The organism is Paenibacillus sp. 2KB_20, from assembly GCF_052115765.1.
Classification (GTDB): Bacteria; Bacillota; Bacilli; order Paenibacillales; family Paenibacillaceae; genus Paenibacillus_AQ.
In genome coordinates this window covers 317,765-335,189 of sequence record NZ_JBFRHH010000002.1, presented here as the reverse complement: position 1 = coordinate 335,189, position 17,425 = coordinate 317,765, and the positions used below count along the sequence as shown (strand labels likewise).

Sequence of the window (17,425 nt, the reverse complement as noted above, 5' to 3'; positions counted from 1 at the left end):
GCACCACCATTCTTTTATTCCCCTGCTTTTTCACCAATCAAGCTGTCTTATCGAGTGAACAAACTTACTTTTGGGACAGCCCCTTTTTTCTATGCTGCCAAACTGACAAATAGCTGATTCGCAGGCTTGTCCTATTCCCCCGACAGCGTGCGGTCGCCGGTCAAATATTTCTCGGTTAAGATGGAGAGCAGACGAATGCCAACCTCATTCTCTCCGCCTTCGGGAATGATCAGGTCGGCGTATTTCTTGGAGGGTTCAATGAACGCCTCATGCATCGGCTTGACGGTTGTCAGATACTGATTGTGAATCGACTGGATGGTCCGGCCGCGGTCTTCGATATCGCGTACGACCCGGCGAAGCAGGCGTACATCGGGATCGGTATCCACAAACACTTTAATGTGAAGCAGCTTGCGCAGATTCTCATCGGACAGCACGTGAAGGCCTTCAATGATGACGATGTTGTTCGGCTTCAGTTCGAGGGTCTGATCCGTGAAGCGGGCATGGGCAGTAAAATCATACACTGGTGCGAATGCGGGTTGTCCGCTTTTCAAAATGCCGAGATGTTCGACGAGCAGCTCGTTGTCAAAGGCGAACGGATGATCATAGTTAATCGCTTCGCGTTCCTCGAAACTGAGTTCCTTATGATCCTTGTAATAGTTATCCTGCGAAATGAAAGTCACTTTATCTGAACCAAGACGGTCAATGACAGAGCGGGCAACCGTCGTTTTGCCCGATCCGGTGCCGCCGGCGATACCAATTATGAGCATGGCGAATCCATAACCCTCCCTAGAGTTTGCAATTTTATTATTGTAGCACAGCATGCGCTTATTTTCACTATGGGGACATAGAGCAAAAGATGGGATTTCCCGTATGTTCTTTATTCTTACCACGGAATAGCGAACCGAATCTGTATGTCTTATCATAGAGGATAGATTAACCATTGAATTTTTTCGGAGGGATGATCATGCATTATACGGCAATTTACCCATGCAAGCCCGTTATATATATTCAGCAGGGAGAGCATCAGGGGAGCATCGATTGGGACCGTTATGAAGCAGTGGCCTTAAGTGATACCGTGACCGGGCTTGCTACGAGAGAAGCGACCGAGGTTCGCGCCTGCTGGAGCTCCGAATGCTTCTATGTACGGTTTGTTTGCCAAGATTCTCATATCGTATCGGAATATCAGCATCGGGATGATCCGCTGTATGAACAGGATGTCGTGGAACTGTTTATCGATGAAGCAGGAACGGGAACTGAATATATCGAGCTTGAGGTTAGTCCGAACAATGTTATATTCGACGCCCTGATCCGTAATGATGGAGGGAAGTCGATCACAAGCAGCGATATTCATTGGGATCTTACCGGTCTTCAAACCTCGGTAGAACATGACGGTAAGGGAAATTTGATTTATGAAATTCGCATTCCGGCTGCGAACTTCAAGAACGCTCCGCAAGCGGGACGAAGCTGGGGCGTGAATTTTTACCGCATTGATGAGGACACCCAAGGATACCGGGAGTATCAGGCATGGAGCCCGACCGGTGAGGTGAACTACCATATTCCTTCGCATTTTGGGAAGCTGGAGTTTGTCGATGTCATTTAGCCTATCAATGTAACCGGAATGCCGCATCGGTGGATTTTCATATCCGCTTTGCGGCATTCTTGTGTTTGCGAAGAGAATCATGTTGCAAATAAGATCATCCTGTATTATCATTCACTTACCGACCGGTAAGTAGAATTTTGAGGAGTTGTTCAGATCAAGATGAGTAATCCATCAACGTACGAGGTTATTTTAGATACAAGCTATCGCTTGTTTGCGGGACAAGGTTTTGAGAAAACGAGCATGGCGATGATCGCCAAGGAACTGGATGTATCCAAGCCTGCGCTTTATTATCACTTTTCTTCGAAGGAAGCTCTTATTGACAAGCTTTTTGAAGAGATTTGCCGCAGCATCGGCTTTCATGTTTATTTTCAACTGGAGAATTATACGGTGGAGAATTTCGGCGCGAGGCTTACCTCTGACGGATTGAACATGATTCATAAGCAACAGGAAGATGAGCACTACACTCGAATTATGAATCAGTATCAGGCCTTGGGTTATCGCAATCCTAAATATGCACGGCAGCTAATCGGCATTCTGGAAGGGTTCACTTCCGGCTTTACGGAGCTGCTGCAGCATGGAGTTTCCATTGGAGCTTTGCCAGAGGGCAATATGGGAGTTCAGGCACAGATGCTAACGATGATCATTGACAGCTTGGATAACTTCATGAGTTACGGTCTTGAGTACGATTATGAGGTGATCTGGACGCAAGTGGTCAACCAGGTGATGTCAGGAGCTGGCGGGAAATGAGCTCTAAGACAACGCGTTTAACCGCACTCGATTATGCTCGCGCCTGGGCTATCTTTGGCATGATTATTGTCAATTATAAACTTGCCATGGAGGTGGGGGATCATGGAGCAATTTGGCTGCACACCATCGCCGGTCTGTTTGAAGGAAGAGCTTCTGCATTGTTCGTGGTGCTGGCCGGCATCGGAGTGTCCTTAATGACTGCGAAAGCCAGGTTGTCCCGGGACCAACACATGATTCGAGAGAATCGGAAGACATTGGTGAGGAGAGCCGTATTTCTGTTTATTGCCGGGACAGTTCTGCTGCTGACCGGATGGAGCGCCGATATATTGCACTATTATGCGGTATTTTTGCTTCTGGCCGCGGTACTCATAACGGTATCGGACAGAACGCTCCTAATCCTGACTGGACTCGTTCTGATCGTATCGTCATCCATGTTGATCCTGCTGGACTACAGCAAGGGCTGGGACTCCGGTTTTCATCGATATGCCGACTTTTGGACCGGGGAAGGGTTCATACTCAATTTGATGTTCAACGGATATCATCCTCTTTTTCCATGGAGCAGCTTTTTCCTCATCGGCATGTGGCTTGGAAGAAAGGGCTGGTGGGGCGGCAACCACAGACGGAAGCTCATGATTTATTCATTGTCCGGGGCGGTTATATTTGAGCTGTTATCGTATTTCCTCATTCACTGGACGTCCCCGTGGCTTGATGCCGTTTCGGCGAGTTATCTGTTTACGACCAAGCCGATGCCGCCCACGCTGCTGTATGTATGTTCTGCCGCATGTCTGGCCGTTGCCGTGATTACGATCTGTTTTTATATCGTTGAGCGTTTTGAGAAGAACCGTCTGACAGGGTGGCTTATATGGACCGGGCAGCTCTCGCTCTCCCATTATCTCGGTCATATCTTCATTGGGTTGGGGCTGCTGGAAGCGGTCGGGTATTTGAACAATGGCCATCTGGGCTTTGCGGTTGCTTACGGCTGCGGTTACTTTGTGATGGCTGTCATCTTCTCTTGGGCATGGAGAAAGCGAGTGAAGCGAGGTCCCATGGAGCTGCTTATGCGAAAATGGTGTTAACTCTCCGGTAGGAGAGCGGGCTATCTCTATCCCACTTACCCTGTATCGAATTAACTGATACCGCCATGAAATAACTGTGCTTCAGCAGCCATAAATATCCTGGGGTGTTTTCATAAAAGAACCAAAACCAACATCTCAACAGGGATTTTGTCCCTTTTTTTGCATGCCGCAGGACATGTTGTTTTCATTGCAGCGTTCTATATACTTTTAGTAAAGGGAAGCACCCCGCTTGGAGTAAGTGGACATGTAATAAACGGAGGTTATTTTATGAATGCTGTCATCGATGGACTGATGCTCGAGCTGGAGCAGCAGTTGGAGGAGAAGGTCGCCGAAGATCTTCGGGATCTGCTGGAGGAATATAAACAATTGGAGGGGGCTGCTCCTGACCAGTTGCAGCTTTTTGAAGCGGAGTTCGGGATCACGTTACCGCCGGACTTTCGTTCGTTTTACAGTAAGAAGAACGGCAGCGGATACGGGTTTCACGTGCTTTATCCCGGTAACGAGGGGGATGGAGAATACCCGCCGTTTTACCTGATGAGCCTGGAAGAGATGAAGGAAGTCAAATCTTATTTCTGCGAGCGGGATGAACCGCTGGATGCGTATTACAGTTCGGAGGAAATACAGCAGCTGGATCCGAAGATTAAACCGTATCTGTTTCACAAGGCTTGGTATCCGTTTGCCACGATGGCAGGCGGGTCGCTGTATCTAATGCTGGATTTCGATCCGGCCGAGCCGGGAACGTCCGGGCAGATCATCATGTACGTGCATGATCCTGACTTTGTGTATTATATCGCGCCTTCCTTCACGGAGCTGCTTCGGGCGTCCAATCGCAATTTGCGCACCGACATTGAAGAGGTGGACTACTGATGGAACGCCAGAAAGAGCTCTTGATGCTTACATAAGATGTCGTTGTGCGTGATAATCAGAAGAAGAACTGGCGAGGGGAGGTGGCAGCATGAAAGGCAGGCGGGTCCTCTGGGGAGTGATCATACTGGTGGCAGCCACGCTGTTGATACCCGGCTATTTTATTGCGCGCACGTATGGGCTTTTTCAGAATGAGGTGGTCCTGACCAAATACCAGCTGGCCGTTGATGTGGATGGTGAACAAGTGGATGCTTGGCCGCTGCTGGCCGGTTTCGCCGCAACCGATAAGCAAGGGGAACTTCGTCCGTTGTACTACAGGTTGGAAGGGTCGGACCTCAACATGCTGTATCAATTGGCATACGGGCAGTTCGAGGTGGAGGTTTTGGAGGACAATCCGTTCTTGGCAGGGCGGGTTCAGTATGGCCATCTGGAGAGCGACTATATCGAGACGCAAAAAGAGTATGTGAACGCAAAGGAATACCGGCAGGACATGATCTTTTATAATGACCGTAAAGAGCCCATATTTACATACGATCCGGACGCCAAAGCGGATGAGGATATGGTGAAAGAGATTATCACCGCAGGCATGACGCGTTCCAACGGCCGAGGAGGATCGGGAGTCGTCGAGGATAAGTATCTGAATGTCACCCGATTGTTCGAGGAGAAGCTGGGCATCAGCATGCGGGTTCAGGTGGATAAGGACCGCAGGCTGGCCACGATCCATATGGAGCGGCTTAAATAGAATGCAGATATCCAAAAAGCGAGGTGCTATACATATGCAGCATACAAAAATGACCCAAGAGGTGGACCTCACCATCTCGCACCATCAGATACAAGTCCGCTCACGGGACTTTGATGAGGATTTGTGCCAATGGGGAGAAACCAATATCAAGCAGGGCGTTGTCATTCATCCCGGTTATCTCACCTTTGATCCCATCCCTGACGATGCTTTCGGTGCTTGGGTGAAGCTGGCCTTGAAAGAAGCGTTCATCGAAGATCCGAACGCGCAGCGGCGGATGGTCGTGCCGTTTGATGTTCTGGATCCCGGGAAGCTGGAGCTGTTGTCCGTCATGTCGGACGCCGTTATTGAGCTTCCGCTGCAAAAGGGGCGATACGCACTGTATTTTGAGATTTGCGAGGATGACGAAGTGTATTATCGTTTCACTTTTGTACATGAGGGAGAAGGGATTCATGCCCGGTATCTGATGGATGATGAATGGGGCGGCAAGGCTGGAGAAGCATTGTCGTTGGGGTATTGCTGACGGAATTTTGCGTTATAACAGGGACAAGGAAGGCCTAGTTAAGGTAAACGTTCTTCAGAGCTAACAGAAAATAAGAAGAGGCCGTCTCCGTGTTGGAGAGGGCCTCTTCTTTACCGCATGCTGTGCTGTCCCTGCTTTTGGAAAGATGGTGTGCGAGGCACAGGCTTTGAATGGAGTGGATCTATTATTTTGCAGCGGTCACCGTAATCTGGCCATGCTTGCTTTGATCTGCCTTCAGGTTCAGAACGTCTGTCAGGAAAGCAAGTGGAACATAGATGTGGCCTTTTTTCATTACAGGAGCCGAGCCCAGCGAACGTGGGGCCATTTTACCCAAAGTGTATGCATCCTTGTTCAGCTTCACCGCGCTCCAGACAGCTCCTTTGGAGATTTCGGTGGTTTTGCTCTTGCCGTTCCACTTGACATTGAATTGCAGCTGGCGCAGCACGGATACCTGAACCATGATCTTGCCGTTTTTATCTTTGAAATAAGCGCCTGATTTCACTACGGCTGCAGCAGGCTTTTTGTCTGATCCTTTACCCGGCAGCTTTATGGCAAATTCCGGTGTACCTGTGGATCCAGGGGCGATGCTGTATTTTTGGAATACGATATAGGCTATTCCGTCCGCGACATAGAAGGATTGCTCCGCGTCTATGCCTTGAAATCCGTCTTCGTTCGCGAAGTATTGGTCCTGATCCGCGGCAATCGCGGTTTTGACAGCTTTATCCACGATGGATGTGTAATCTTTACCGAACAGGTCTTCGAGCGTCACGCGCTGGGCTTCGACTTCGTTCGTGAAGTTGTACGTATCCACACGAGGATCACCATTGTTCATTCCGATGCCTTCGGTGATGACCTTAAGGGAAATCAAGCTGTCGTCTTTACCATCCGATGTGAGCTCATAATTAATGGTCAGCTGATAAGGGTGCATGGTATAGCCATTCTTTTGTGCATTTGCAGCCGCTTCCGCCGCTTCTTTCTCCCATTTGTCCATATCCTTGGAAGCATGGGATTCGATAATGTCATTCAACTGGTCTTGATATTTGGTGTCAGTCAGACCTTGGAATACAGGGATCTTAATATTGGTTTCCAGCCATTTTTCCTTGGATTGCAGTGTTTTGGATGTTACTAGTTGCGGGGCAACGGTTGGAGCGGTCACCCGATTCGTGCTCGCTGCAGCTTTGGTTTCGGCATGGACATGAGCGGATGGCAGACCCGAAGCGGAGATCATAAGGATGCCCGCTAATCCGGCAGCCGCCAGGGTTTTAGTTAATGGGGTTGTTGTTTTCATTGTTTTTTTCATTATATATTACCTCCAGGTTTAGGGTTTAATATCTACAATTTGTGATCTGAAACGGAGAAGGCAGAATCGTTCTGGAGAAGCGAAGCGGTCCCCTTTGTCCCCGGATTTCCACTGACCCATAAAATTTCAAAAGAAAATCTGGGGGCAACAGGGATCGGAAGAACGATCTAACATTCCTAGTGATGAACGGCGGATCTATCGGATGTATTCGCTGCTGACGAGCTGGTCTGCGATTACTTCCGTTGGGATCGTAAATTCCACGACGCCCATATAGCCGGGTGCAACATCGTATTCATTAAAGCTGATGACCAGTTTGCCGTTTTGGTTGATGTAGAAGTTTTGGTCCTTGGCGATCGTTTGGAACAGATCCTCCGGTACATCGGACTCCACACCGGGCTGCTCCACCCAGTAGATGTTGTCCGGATTATTCTGCATCTGCTGGCGCATCTGCTCCTTGATATTGTCACTGATGACCTGGATATAACGATCATCCTTGAACAGACTTGGCAGCGTGATCACCATCTGGTTCTTCTTGTCGATCGTATCGTATTTTCTGGATTCGGCAGAGCTTCCAGCAGATTCGACAATATAGCGCGAAAGTGTCAACAGCTGTTCAGTGTCGGTGATCACTTCATAACCGCTATCGAGACTCAGATGGGCGCCGCCTTCTTTATTTAGCAGGGCGACTTCGTCTTTGAAGTTCTCATACAGCTTTTTATTTTCTTCCAGGTATTTGTTATTCAGGGTTTGCTCAAGCTCTGTATTTCCTAAGTTGGCAATGCCGGGTGTTTCAATATGCACTTCCGTGTTATCGTCTTGCTCGGCATATTCACGGATGGTGATCACCTTGATGATATGGCCCAGAACCGGCACATCGGACATGGCCTGGGCAAAGGCAGGGCTGGTATTCACTCCGGCGAACAGTAGCATGCATGCAGCTGCGCTACTAGCGAGCCAGGGCAGCGCTCTATTTTTTTTTCTTCTGGTTGCTATGGTCTTGTTGACAATCGAGCTTAGTTCGTCAGGAATAGGAGTGCTCTCGTACTGCTCTTTCATCCTATTCAGCTTGTCATGCATTATCGTTGTGCCTCCTCTTGATCTTCCTCGCTTAAGTTCACCCGCAGTCTCTGTAGTCCTTGGTATAATCTCGTTTTCACCGTGCTGACGTTCTCGTTGAGCACTTCGGCAATTTCGTCAATCTTCATATCTTCAAAAAATCGGAGTATGATGACGACCCGATACTTGTCGGGTAGTTCCTCCAAAGATTGGGCCAGATCCAGATTCGGATAGTGGTCATGGCTGCCGGGTAATATAACCTCCAGGTTCTCGTCATCCATGACATGGACTTTTTTCTGTTTTCTAATGAAATCCAGGGAGGTTGTTACAATAATTCGGAAAAACCAGCTTTTTATTGAACCCGTCTGCTTCAGCTTTTCCATGGATAAAAATGCTTTGTGGATCGCGTCCTGAACGATATCGAGGGCATCCTCTTTATTTCTAACGTAGCTGTATGCCAGCCGGTAGGCGCTGTCCTGATTTTCGGTTATACATTGAATAAGAAGCTTCTCAAGCTTCCGGCCGCCACTCATGTAAATATGACACTCCTTTGGGCCCGCGCGGGTAACCATCAATTGCAATTGACTTACGGAAGCAAGACGTGCGAGTCTTGCAAAAAGTTTGATTCTGCGAAAAAAAATTAAAAAAGTGTTTCTGTCTCATTATTCAGCCCATTCTTCCAGAATCGCAACAAGAAAAAGACCCCAGTTTTCACTGGGGTCTGGAACTCATGGTTATTCATGCTCATATTTCTGGATAACAATCGCCGAATTATGTCCGCCGAAGCCAAAGGAATTCGACATGCCAATCCGGAGCTCGGCGTTTCTCGCCTGGTTCGGTACATAATCCAAATCGCATGCTGGATCGGGATGCTCCAGATTGATTGTCGGCGGTATGATGCCTTCTTGCAGAGATTTCACGAGTGCAATGGCCTCCACGCCGCCGCATGCGCCCAGCATATGTCCGGTCATCGACTTGTTGGCCGTTACCGGAATGCGATACGCCTCCTCGCCAAACACTTGCTTAATGGCCGCTGTCTCCGAACGGTCACCGATGACCGTGCTTGTGGCATGGGCGCTGATGATATCCACGTCGGCTGGAGAGAGGTTCGCCTCGGTCAGGGCCAGCTTCATCGCCCGTGCCGCGCCGTTGCCGTCCTCCGGTGTGGCGACCATATGATAGGCATCCGAGCTGGCGCCGTATCCGATGACCTCGCCCAGAATTTCAGCGCCTCTGCCCAAGGCATGGGAGAGGGATTCCAGAACGAGGATGCCGGCACCTTCCGCCATGACGAATCCATCCCGGTCTGTATCGAACGGCCGGCTGGCCCGGCCCGGTTCATCGTTACGGGAGGAAAGAGCGGTTGCATTCGCGAAGCTGGCTAGCGAGATGTCGGTCAATGCGGCTTCGGATCCTCCCACGATGATGATGTCGGACCGGCCGGCTTGGATGTTAAAGAATGCCTCGCCGATCGCCGTATTGCCGATCGAACATGCCGTAACCGGTGCCAGCGTGGAGCCCAGCGCCTTGTATTTAATGCTGATGAGCGCGGCCGCCATATTGGGAATCATCATGGGAACCAGGGTAGGGCTTACCCGCTCGGGTCCTCGCGAAGACAGCGTGTCGCTCTGATTCATTAAGGTTTGAATACCGCCGATGCCGGAGCCGACGTATACCCCCATCCGTTCATGATCGATCTGATCAAGATCGAGTCCCGACTGACTTATAGCTTGATCCGCCGCTGCCAAGGCAAACTGGCAGAAGCGGTCCAAACGCCGAGCTTCCTTAACGCCAAACAGCGCGTTTGCGTCAAACTCCTTCACGGCACCCGCTATGTTTACCTTTTGTCTTGATGTATCCATTGTTTCTATATGTGTAATACCGGACTCTCCCCGAACAAGCCGGGACCAGAACGTCTCAACATCATGGCCCAGCGGCGATATGACGCCCATACCGGTGATAACAACTCTTTCCATGGATAAACAGCCTCCTTAAGACTTTATAACTTGTCAATCTTAAGGTTATAATGTCACGTGTAGTATCCTATTACAAGATACCGTTTATCCTAGTATAAATACTGCTATCCTTAATGAGTGAAGGGGGCTTGTACAATGAATTCCCAGGTTAGGCTGCAAGCGTTGTCGGCATTCTTGAAAGGGCAGCGTGCCAAAATCTCACCTGAGTCGGTCGGACTTCCGCCCGGAACTAGACGGAGAACACCAGGCTTGCGCAGGGAAGAGGTCGCCCAGTTGGCGGGTGTTAGCACCACTTGGTACACCTGGCTCGAGCAGGGGCGCGACATCCAGGTATCGTCGTCCGTGCTGGATTGCATCGCCAATGCGCTTCAGCTAAATGCGGATGAGCGCAGATATCTGTATTCGCTGGCGCTGGAGAGCGGGGCGGAGCCTTATACGGTCAAACAAGAAGCGGTGCAGATCAGTCCGTCCCTGCAAAAAATCATCACTGAGCTAAAATATTGCCCCGTCATGATATCGGATCGGATGTGCAACATCGTGGGGTGGAACCGTGCGGCTGCATACGTGTTCCTGGATTTTGACCGCATTCCGCCCGAGGAGCGGAACATGATCCGGCTGCTCTTCACCCGCAGGGAGTTTCAACGGCTGGCGGTAAATTGGGAGCAGTTCGCCAGCGGCTTCTTGTCGATGTTCCGGTCCTATTACGGTCAATATGTCGAGGATGAGTGGTATGACCGTTTTCTGGAAGAGATGAAGCAGGGGCATCCCGATTTCAATCGGATGTGGGAGCAGAGCCAGGTCAGCTACGCCCCGGAAGTACATCTGGAGTTCCGGCATGCCAAGGCCGGAAAAATGGTATATGAGCTCACGTCGCTCAAAGTGTACGGAAATGATGATCTGCGGTGCAGCATTTATACGCCAGCTCCGGATTCGACTACGGAAGCGAAGCTGCGGCAGCTGATGGAGGAGAAGTAAGCGGAGGGAGTGGGGGGCAGGCCGGAAATACCGATCCCGCGCCAGCATTTACTGTTCTTGAAGTAGTCAACTACTCGCTGTTCCTATCGGACTCCAGTTCCGTTATATGATGAGATCACGCCATAATTTAAACCGCAGCGGACACAAGATCCGTTATTGGGCGCATATCCGGCATTTTTATGCTGTTTTGGCGCAAATAACGGATCCTATGTCCGTTCAGTATCTAAAAATGATGAATTTGTCTTAAATAGCGTATTCTGTGTCCGTTAATACAAAGAATCACTCTCCTCCTACCTAATTACCAGCAGGTTGCCAAACGTTCTGGTGCCGGCCATCTTGTGCGGTTGAATCGGAGTTCTCCTTGTAAGTGAATCACTTCAAGACTGCCGGATTACCTGCGTAATCGAGAGTACCTTAAGTTGAGTGGATTTCCTGTGTAAGCGAAAGCACCTCAAGTTGAAATGGATTACCCAAGACAAAGTACTTCAACTGGTTTGAATTTTAGAAACCTTAGCTATACAAGCTTCATGCGCGTAAACAAAACGAAATTACTCTAAGTATTAAACTCCTCCAAATAACAAAAGCCCCGTGTCCGCACACGGGGCTTTCTGCTATTCAACGATATCGTCGTTGAAGAGCGACACCTGGTGGCTGCCTAGGAGTTCCACAGGCATTCCGCTGTGCTCCACCTGTTGGGGCCGTATGCCCAGATCGAGGTTCTGATCTATGAGGAAGAATTGCCGCAGATCCATCGAATGTCGCCTATCCGTGTACTTCTTGATCCGGCGATTACGCCCAGTCGCGCCGCAGCGTGAAGAGATCCTTCAGCTCATCGGTGGACAGCTCGGTAATCCAGCCCTCGCTGCTTGAGATCACCTGATCGCTCAGCTGCTGCTTGCTCTCCAGCATCTCATCGATTCGCTCTTCGAGCGTCCCCATGGAGATGAACTTGTACACCTGGACATCCTTGGTCTGTCCCATCCGATAAGCGCGGTCGGTAGCCTGATTCTCCACCGCAGGGTTCCACCAGCGGTCGAAATGGAACACATGATTCGCCGCGGTCAGATTCAGACCAACGCCGCCGGCCTTGATCGAGAGAATCATGACATTCGGTTGCTCTTCGGGCGGCAGCGTCTGGGATTGGAATTGCTCGATCATGCGGTCGCGAGTCCGCTTGGGCGTGCTGCCGTTCAAGTACAGCACGGGCTCCCCAAGCTCTTGATGGAGCACCTGCCGCATCATCTCACCCATACCGATATACTGGGTGAAGATCAGGCAGCGCTCGCCCTCTTCCCGCAGCTCCTTCACCATGGACAGCAGCCGCTCCAGCTTGGCTGAACGGTTGACGACAGCTTCGGTGTCGAGCAAGCCGCCGCCTCCCGGCAATTCCGGAAGCGGCTCCTTCGTAAGCAGAGCCGGATGATCGCAGAGCTGCTTGAATTGTGTAAGAGCTGCCAGGATGGCCCCTTTGCGCTCGATGCCCTCGAGCTTTTGCATGCGTTCCAGCAGGCTGTTCACGGTTTGATCGTAAAGCGCACCTTGCTCAGCTGTGAGATGGATATAGGTCTTCATCTCGTTTTTGTCCGGCAGGTCGAGCTGAATTGCAGGATCCTTCTTCTTGCGTCGAAGCATGAAGGGCTTGATCAGCTTCTGCAGATCAGCCGTGCGCTGTTCGCTCTTGTCTTTTTCGATGGCTTGGATGAACCGGAGATTGAACGCGCGCAGGCTGCCGAGATATCCAGGATTGATGAAGTCATAGATGGACCACAATTCAGACAGCCGGTTCTCAATCGGTGTGCCGGTTAAGGCAACGCGATGCTTTGCCGGGAAACTTCGCACGGCGGCGGATTGCTTGGTGTCGGCATTTTTGATATTTTGGGCCTCGTCGATGCCGATCGCTTCCCACTTCATGTCTCTTAACATTTCTTGATCGAGCGTGGCCGTCGCATAGGAAGTAAGGATAATATCGGCTTGGTAAGCCTCTTTATAGAAATCCTCGCTGCTGCTTCGTTTGCCGCCGTAGTGAAGCATGACCTGGAGCGACGGGGCAAACCGTTCAAGCTCCTTCTGCCAATTGCCCAGCACCGAGGTGGGACAGATCAGCAGAGAAGGGAGGCGTCGCTCTTCACGCTGCATCGCCGTCTCCTTCACGTGCAGCAGGTAGGCGATAAACTGCACGGTTTTGCCAAGACCCATGTCATCGGCAAGGCATGCCCCAAGCCCGTAACGCCGCAAAAAGGCAAGCCAGGCAAAGCCGTCATGCTGATAAGTCCGCAGCTCGGCCTTCAGCCCAGCCGGGACAGGAAGGTTCGGCCATTCGCTTTGTCGGCCAAGCTGGCCGATAAGCTTCACGAGGTGCTCGTTTAGCTCCACCTCAAGCTTGATCCGTTCCGGGTCCCGCGCTTCCTCAGCATCCTGCTGAGTCTGCCCTGACTCATCGTTGTTCCCGAGCAGATGCAGGTGCAGAATATCCTGGAACGATAGGCCTTCCTCACGATCTACGCCCGCCATCATCTGGCGGATTTGGGCGACCAGAGCGGGATCCAGCGGAATCCACTGGCCCCGGAACCGTACCAGCCGTTCGTTCCGGGCAACAAGCTCCGCGAATTCCGCTTCGGAAAGGGTAGCTTCGCCGATGGCAATGCGCCAATCGAAATTGACCAGCGCATCCAAGCCGAACAGGGAACCGCCGCTGCTTCGCTCGGCGTTCTCACCCTCGCCCGAGCGTACCTTCGCCCGCAGCTTGGGCTTCTTCTTGCTGGCGGCTTCCCACCAAGCGGGCAGCAGGACCAGCCAACCTGACTGGAGCAGCCGCTGGCTGTCAACGGTCAGGAACTGCCATGCGGCCTCGTCGGACAGAGGCGTACCGAGTGCGTCTTCAGCTGGAGCGTGAAGCACCCTTGCCGGCAGTGCTGCCTGCAAACCTTGGAGCCAGCCGGGGGACCGCTCCTTGATATGGGGTGTCCATGTCTCCGGCCATGATCCATATGCCTGCCCATCTTCAGCCAGACGAACGGCTGCAAGCGATGCAGCGTCTTGCTTGTCTTGCAATACAAGCCGAAGGCGCCATGCGGCTTCTTCTTCGTCAGGCTCCAACAATTGCAGCAGCGGTCGGAATGGAGCGGTATCCGGCCGCCATCCGATGGCGATCAGCCATGACTTGTCGTCCATGCCTTCGGCTGCCGTGCGGTTCGGCGAGAAGAGAAGAGGGTATTCTCTGCGCAGGTCAGCCGCCGCCTCTTCGCTGCCGTAACACTGATCTTGAACGGCGGCAGAGAACGCCGCCCGTAAGCCCTCATTCCATATCTCGTCTGCATTCAGCAGGGAAAGACGGGACAACTCTTCCGCTGTGAACGCCTCCGGATCCCAAATCCATTGCAGCTTGCCTGATTTGAAGGCACTCAAGCTGGGCGCGTATTGCTTGTCCTGAATGCAAGCTGCCAGCGAAGGAGCAATTTCAATGAAGGGAAGACAATCCTCGTCCCATACCCATTCAATATGCTCGAGCAGTCGTCCATCCGCAAAAAACGGTATGACCTGCTCGGAAGGTAGGATGATCACTTCCATATCCTGAACGGATTGAACGGTGAGCTCTGTTCCGTAGAAGGAAGCTTCGTGCCACGCAAATAAACGGTGCTTCAGGTATTGTCCGGACACGTAACCCCGCATGACGGTAGAGCCGTATATGACGGCATCTCCGTATTCGCTTAACGCCATGTGGACAGTGATGGTTTCTGTGTGTCTGCTCATGATATCAGCTTTCCTCTCCGCAGCTCTTCCTGGAATGCACGAAGCCGGCTGTTTCGTACGGACAATGAGATAATGAACAGATCCCAGCGCTCCTGCTGCTTGAGCTTTTTATATAGCTTGGCCAACCGTTTGAGCAGCTTGACCGCTGCTTTATAGCCGGCTCGGTTCTTATGAAGGATGTACCGCTCGACGGCCTGATGGTAAAAAGGCAGCAGCAGCTCGGGCGCATTCTTCTCAATCGGCGCGAGCTCGCTGACCCGGAGCTCCAGCGGCTCCCGGCCTGTGCTTAATTGGTAGTCGATCCATTCCCGCCATCTGCCGTGCGTGATCAAGGCATTCTGATAGATGTCCTTCGCATAAGGAAGCATGTCGGCAAGACTGCTCCACATCTGTTCAGCCTCCTCGGGCAAGTGCTCTATGACGGCATCCCAATAGAACTGATAGCTGCTGAGATGCTCGTTGCGGTGACTGCCAAGCAGCGGGCCGATCTCCGGGAGCCAGTGAGCCAAGCGTTCCCATTGTTGCCAGGAATGCAGCATGTCGAAGAAGCCCAGGACGGAAGCCGGGGACAGACTGCTAACCTTGTCTGCTTCCTTGATCAGGCTCCAAGACGTTTTGTCTTGTCCGAGGTAGAAGGACATTAAGCCCTGCGCCATATACCACGAGGCACGCGAGAGGGTGCTGCCGAATTCGGCTTCGGCTGCCTGTAACTGCTCTAACTCCGCCTGGATTAAGCTGTTGTCCTTTTTGGCAAACGGATAGATCCAGTACATCCAGAGCTGCATATAGACCTGGGCGTAAAATTTGCGGTTCCGCGGCTCGCTCAGCATGCTCCGCCGGACATGCGAAATGGTCTCAGTCAGTCGCTGCTTGAATGCCTCTCCATGTTCGCTGCTCTCAAGCCCTTCATGGAAGATGCGCTCGATTCTGGCCAGGATATGATCCGCTGCTACCTGCGTATGATAGCCGATGTAGGATCCGGAAGAATTCCAGGCACTAGCGGGCTGCTTGACCAGCTTCTCGAGAATAAAGAGATGAGCATGAAGCTCGTATAATGATCCCATTTCCGGCGGCATCGGCGGTTTGATGTGATGGAGGGAGGCCAGTGCATTTTTGGCGTAAAACGAGTTCTGCGTATTAGCTCCCAGCGAAGCCGTGCAAACTTCGAACAGCTCATGCCATGCGGAGATCGGCAGCTCGGGCAAATGGTCCGCCTTGACTCTCCATTTTGATGCTCCGGCAGACGGCCGTTCTTGCGCTGGGCTGAAGCCGGACTCGCTTCGGTCATACGAAGAGGTGGAAGCATACGTGGTGGAATGGGCATTAACTAGGGCGTGAATGGAACGACCCTGAAGCTGAGCATAGTCAAGCAGAACAGCCACCATATGCTTGCAACCTTCATTAACGGGACAACTGCATGTGCTGTCACTCAGCGAATGAAGATGGAGCTGGATACGGTAAGTTTCCGTTCCATCAACGGCAGCCTCAATTATCCCGGAAGCCTCTGTCAAATCGCTTGTGTGAACACGACCTTGCTTGTAATATTGAAACCCCCGTTTAATAGTCAAATCGCTGAAGTAACCGGCGGTTTGTTGAATGAGCGTCTGCCACTGTATATCATTTAACGTTTGGTTTGGGTTCATTATTGGACTCTCCTAAGAGAAATAATTCTAAGTATCCATTTAATCTATCATATTCGCATAGATGAAGAAACAAGCCGGGACAGCTTTGCACTGGAAAAGCCCGGCAACAGGCTGCTGAACGGGCTTTTTTATGGGTGGAGCAATATGTTGGCATCCTAAGCCTAATATTGAATCGTAAACCGTCCGATCTGATCGCATTCCTCGGCGAACCAGACCTCGCCGCCGGAATCCACGGTAATGCCATGTGGTTCCGCGGAGGGGGTAGGGATCGGGTACTCGGTAATGTCCCCGTTACAGGTAATTCGTCCGATTTGATTGGCTCCCCATTCCGTAAACCATAGATCTTCGCAAACCCCCGCCGTGATGGCATGGGGTCTGGCATTCCCGGACGGGAGCTTGAATTCAGTGAATTCCCCGGCCGTTGTGATCCGACCGATTTGATTGCCGTTGATTTGAACAAACCATAGGGCGCCATCGGCACCTGCCGTGATGCCGACCGGGCCGGATTGCTCTGTTGGAATGCGGAATTCGGTAATCTCTCCGTCCACCGTAATCCGTCCGATGCAGTTGTTCTGGTTTTCCGTAAACCACAACGCGCCGTCCGGACCGGCTGTAATATAGGAAGGGTACGCCCCTTTGCATGGTAAGTCATATTCCGCGATAACGCCTGCCGGCGTTATATTTCCGATTCGGTTGCCGGTTAGCTCGGTGAACCATATGCCTCCATCCGGACCTTCCGTCAGGCCGTAAGGAGACGAGTTGGCTTCAGGTAGTTCGAATTCCGTAAATGTTCCTTCCACTGTCATTCTTCCGATTTTATTCGCTTTGTACTCCGTGAACCAGAGGTCACCGGTATGGGGAGATAGGATGGACATGACCCCGGCATCCGGAGTCGGCACTTCGAACGTGCGCATATCCCCATTCTTGATGAGCCGTCCGATCCGGTTCCCTTTTTGTTCCGTGAACCATATGGTCCCATCTTGTCCTGTCGTAATACCATAAGGTCCCGACTCCCGATTTGCTGTCTTGTACTCCTGTGTTATGATCTGCATGCAAACATGCCTCCCTGTATAGAAAGTTGTTAGGAATGCTTTAAGACGGATTCTTCATTTGTCTAAGCGTATCCAAGTCTCACGTTCCGGTTTCCTGGAATTCGTAAGGTTCTCCTGGATTCGG

15 protein-coding genes are annotated in these 17,425 nt (G+C 51.4%); 7 read left to right on the top strand and 8 right to left on the bottom strand.

Features of this window, described 5'->3' with window-relative positions:
- Positions 1-131 precede the first annotated feature (131 nt).
- Positions 132-767, bottom strand: coding sequence for a uridine kinase (gene udk / locus AB4124_RS07330; protein WP_076322433.1), 636 nt, complete (start codon positions 765-767; stop codon positions 132-134).
- Positions 768-964: 197 nt separating this feature from the next.
- Between udk and AB4124_RS07325 the strand changes: the two genes are divergently transcribed.
- The 6 genes from AB4124_RS07325 (at position 965) to comJ (ending at position 5,549) form a co-directional block, all read left to right on the top strand.
- Entirely contained in the window at positions 965-1,600 is a 636-nt protein-coding gene (locus AB4124_RS07325) for a carbohydrate-binding family 9-like protein (RefSeq protein WP_430110393.1), read from the top strand.
- Positions 1,601-1,759: 159 nt separating this feature from the next.
- Positions 1,760-2,347, top strand: a complete 588-nt coding sequence (locus AB4124_RS07320; RefSeq protein WP_441972060.1) for a TetR/AcrR family transcriptional regulator — start codon at positions 1,760-1,762, stop codon at positions 2,345-2,347.
- Positions 2,344-3,423: a DUF418 domain-containing protein gene (locus tag AB4124_RS07315; RefSeq protein ID WP_441972058.1), complete on the top strand. Its 1,080-nt coding sequence runs from the start codon at positions 2,344-2,346 to the stop codon at positions 3,421-3,423. Before AB4124_RS07320 ends, AB4124_RS07315 begins: the two co-directional genes overlap by 4 nt.
- Positions 3,424-3,690: 267 nt before the next feature.
- Positions 3,691-4,290, top strand: a complete 600-nt coding sequence (locus tag AB4124_RS07310) for an SMI1/KNR4 family protein (RefSeq protein WP_430110402.1) — start codon at positions 3,691-3,693, stop codon at positions 4,288-4,290.
- Positions 4,291-4,378: 88 nt separating this feature from the next.
- Positions 4,379-5,029 carry a hypothetical protein gene (locus AB4124_RS07305; protein WP_441972056.1) on the top strand — a complete coding sequence of 217 codons (651 nt, stop codon included), beginning with the start codon at positions 4,379-4,381 and terminating at the stop codon, positions 5,027-5,029.
- Positions 5,030-5,063: 34 nt separating this feature from the next.
- A complete protein-coding gene (gene comJ, locus AB4124_RS07300; RefSeq protein ID WP_441972054.1) occupies positions 5,064-5,549 on the top strand; it encodes a competence protein ComJ in 486 nt (161 codons plus the stop codon).
- Between the two features lie 184 nt (positions 5,550-5,733).
- Here the strand turns inward: comJ and AB4124_RS07295 are convergent, their stop codons facing one another.
- From AB4124_RS07295 to fabF, 4 genes are all read right to left on the bottom strand, one after another.
- Positions 5,734-6,849 (bottom strand): stalk domain-containing protein, encoded by a 1,116-nt coding sequence (locus tag AB4124_RS07295; protein WP_441972052.1) that lies wholly within the window; start codon positions 6,847-6,849, stop codon positions 5,734-5,736.
- Positions 6,850-7,044: 195 nt separating this feature from the next.
- Positions 7,045-7,926, bottom strand: coding sequence for a DUF3298 domain-containing protein (locus AB4124_RS07290; protein WP_441972051.1), 882 nt, complete (start codon positions 7,924-7,926; stop codon positions 7,045-7,047).
- Positions 7,926-8,438, bottom strand: a complete 513-nt coding sequence (locus tag AB4124_RS07285) for an RNA polymerase sigma factor (protein WP_076322425.1) — start codon at positions 8,436-8,438, stop codon at positions 7,926-7,928. Before AB4124_RS07285 ends, AB4124_RS07290 begins: the two co-directional genes overlap by 1 nt.
- A 201-nt stretch (positions 8,439-8,639) precedes the next feature.
- Positions 8,640-9,881: a beta-ketoacyl-ACP synthase II gene (fabF, locus tag AB4124_RS07280; protein ID WP_441972049.1), complete on the bottom strand. Its 1,242-nt coding sequence runs from the start codon at positions 9,879-9,881 to the stop codon at positions 8,640-8,642.
- 135 nt (positions 9,882-10,016) lie between these two features.
- Between fabF and AB4124_RS07275 the strand changes: the two genes are divergently transcribed.
- Positions 10,017-10,856, top strand: a complete 840-nt coding sequence (locus AB4124_RS07275) for a helix-turn-helix transcriptional regulator (protein WP_441972047.1) — start codon at positions 10,017-10,019, stop codon at positions 10,854-10,856.
- A 789-nt stretch (positions 10,857-11,645) separates the two neighbouring features.
- On the opposite strand, the gene AB4124_RS07270 is transcribed toward AB4124_RS07275, so the two are convergent.
- The 3 genes from AB4124_RS07270 to vgb(C) all read right to left on the bottom strand — a co-directional run bounded on the left by AB4124_RS07270 (position 11,646) and on the right by vgb(C) (position 17,301).
- Positions 11,646-14,606 (bottom strand): DEAD/DEAH box helicase, encoded by a 2,961-nt coding sequence (locus AB4124_RS07270; RefSeq protein ID WP_441972045.1) that lies wholly within the window; start codon positions 14,604-14,606, stop codon positions 11,646-11,648.
- On the bottom strand, positions 14,603-16,249 hold the full coding sequence (locus AB4124_RS07265) for an SWIM zinc finger family protein (RefSeq protein WP_441972043.1): 1,647 nt from the start codon (positions 16,247-16,249) through the stop codon (positions 14,603-14,605). The genes AB4124_RS07270 and AB4124_RS07265 overlap by 4 nt, the downstream gene beginning before the upstream one ends.
- Before the next feature lie 161 nt (positions 16,250-16,410).
- Positions 16,411-17,301 (bottom strand): streptogramin B lyase Vgb(C), encoded by an 891-nt coding sequence (vgb(C), locus tag AB4124_RS07260; RefSeq protein WP_441972042.1) that lies wholly within the window; start codon positions 17,299-17,301, stop codon positions 16,411-16,413.
- Positions 17,302-17,425 lie beyond the last annotated feature (124 nt).

Excerpts from the sequence above, each read along its gene's own strand:
- udk (WP_076322433.1), bottom strand. The coding sequence starts at position 767 with ATGCTCATAATTGGTATCGCCGGCGGCACCGGATCGGGCAAAACGACG.
- AB4124_RS07325 (WP_430110393.1), top strand. The coding sequence starts at position 965 with ATGCATTATACGGCAATTTACCCATGCAAGCCCGTTATATATATTCAG.
- AB4124_RS07320 (WP_441972060.1), top strand. The coding sequence starts at position 1,760 with ATGAGTAATCCATCAACGTACGAGGTTATTTTAGATACAAGCTATCGC.
- AB4124_RS07315 (WP_441972058.1), top strand. The coding sequence starts at position 2,344 with ATGAGCTCTAAGACAACGCGTTTAACCGCACTCGATTATGCTCGCGCC.
- AB4124_RS07310 (WP_430110402.1), top strand. The coding sequence starts at position 3,691 with ATGAATGCTGTCATCGATGGACTGATGCTCGAGCTGGAGCAGCAGTTG.
- AB4124_RS07305 (WP_441972056.1), top strand. The coding sequence starts at position 4,379 with ATGAAAGGCAGGCGGGTCCTCTGGGGAGTGATCATACTGGTGGCAGCC.
- comJ (WP_441972054.1), top strand. The coding sequence starts at position 5,064 with ATGCAGCATACAAAAATGACCCAAGAGGTGGACCTCACCATCTCGCAC.
- AB4124_RS07295 (WP_441972052.1), bottom strand. The coding sequence starts at position 6,849 with ATGAAAAAAACAATGAAAACAACAACCCCATTAACTAAAACCCTGGCG.
- AB4124_RS07290 (WP_441972051.1), bottom strand. The coding sequence starts at position 7,926 with ATGCATGACAAGCTGAATAGGATGAAAGAGCAGTACGAGAGCACTCCT.
- AB4124_RS07285 (WP_076322425.1), bottom strand. The coding sequence starts at position 8,438 with ATGAGTGGCGGCCGGAAGCTTGAGAAGCTTCTTATTCAATGTATAACC.
- fabF (WP_441972049.1), bottom strand. The coding sequence starts at position 9,881 with ATGGAAAGAGTTGTTATCACCGGTATGGGCGTCATATCGCCGCTGGGC.
- AB4124_RS07275 (WP_441972047.1), top strand. The coding sequence starts at position 10,017 with ATGAATTCCCAGGTTAGGCTGCAAGCGTTGTCGGCATTCTTGAAAGGG.
- AB4124_RS07270 (WP_441972045.1), bottom strand. The coding sequence starts at position 14,606 with ATGAGCAGACACACAGAAACCATCACTGTCCACATGGCGTTAAGCGAA.
- AB4124_RS07265 (WP_441972043.1), bottom strand. The coding sequence starts at position 16,249 with ATGAACCCAAACCAAACGTTAAATGATATACAGTGGCAGACGCTCATT.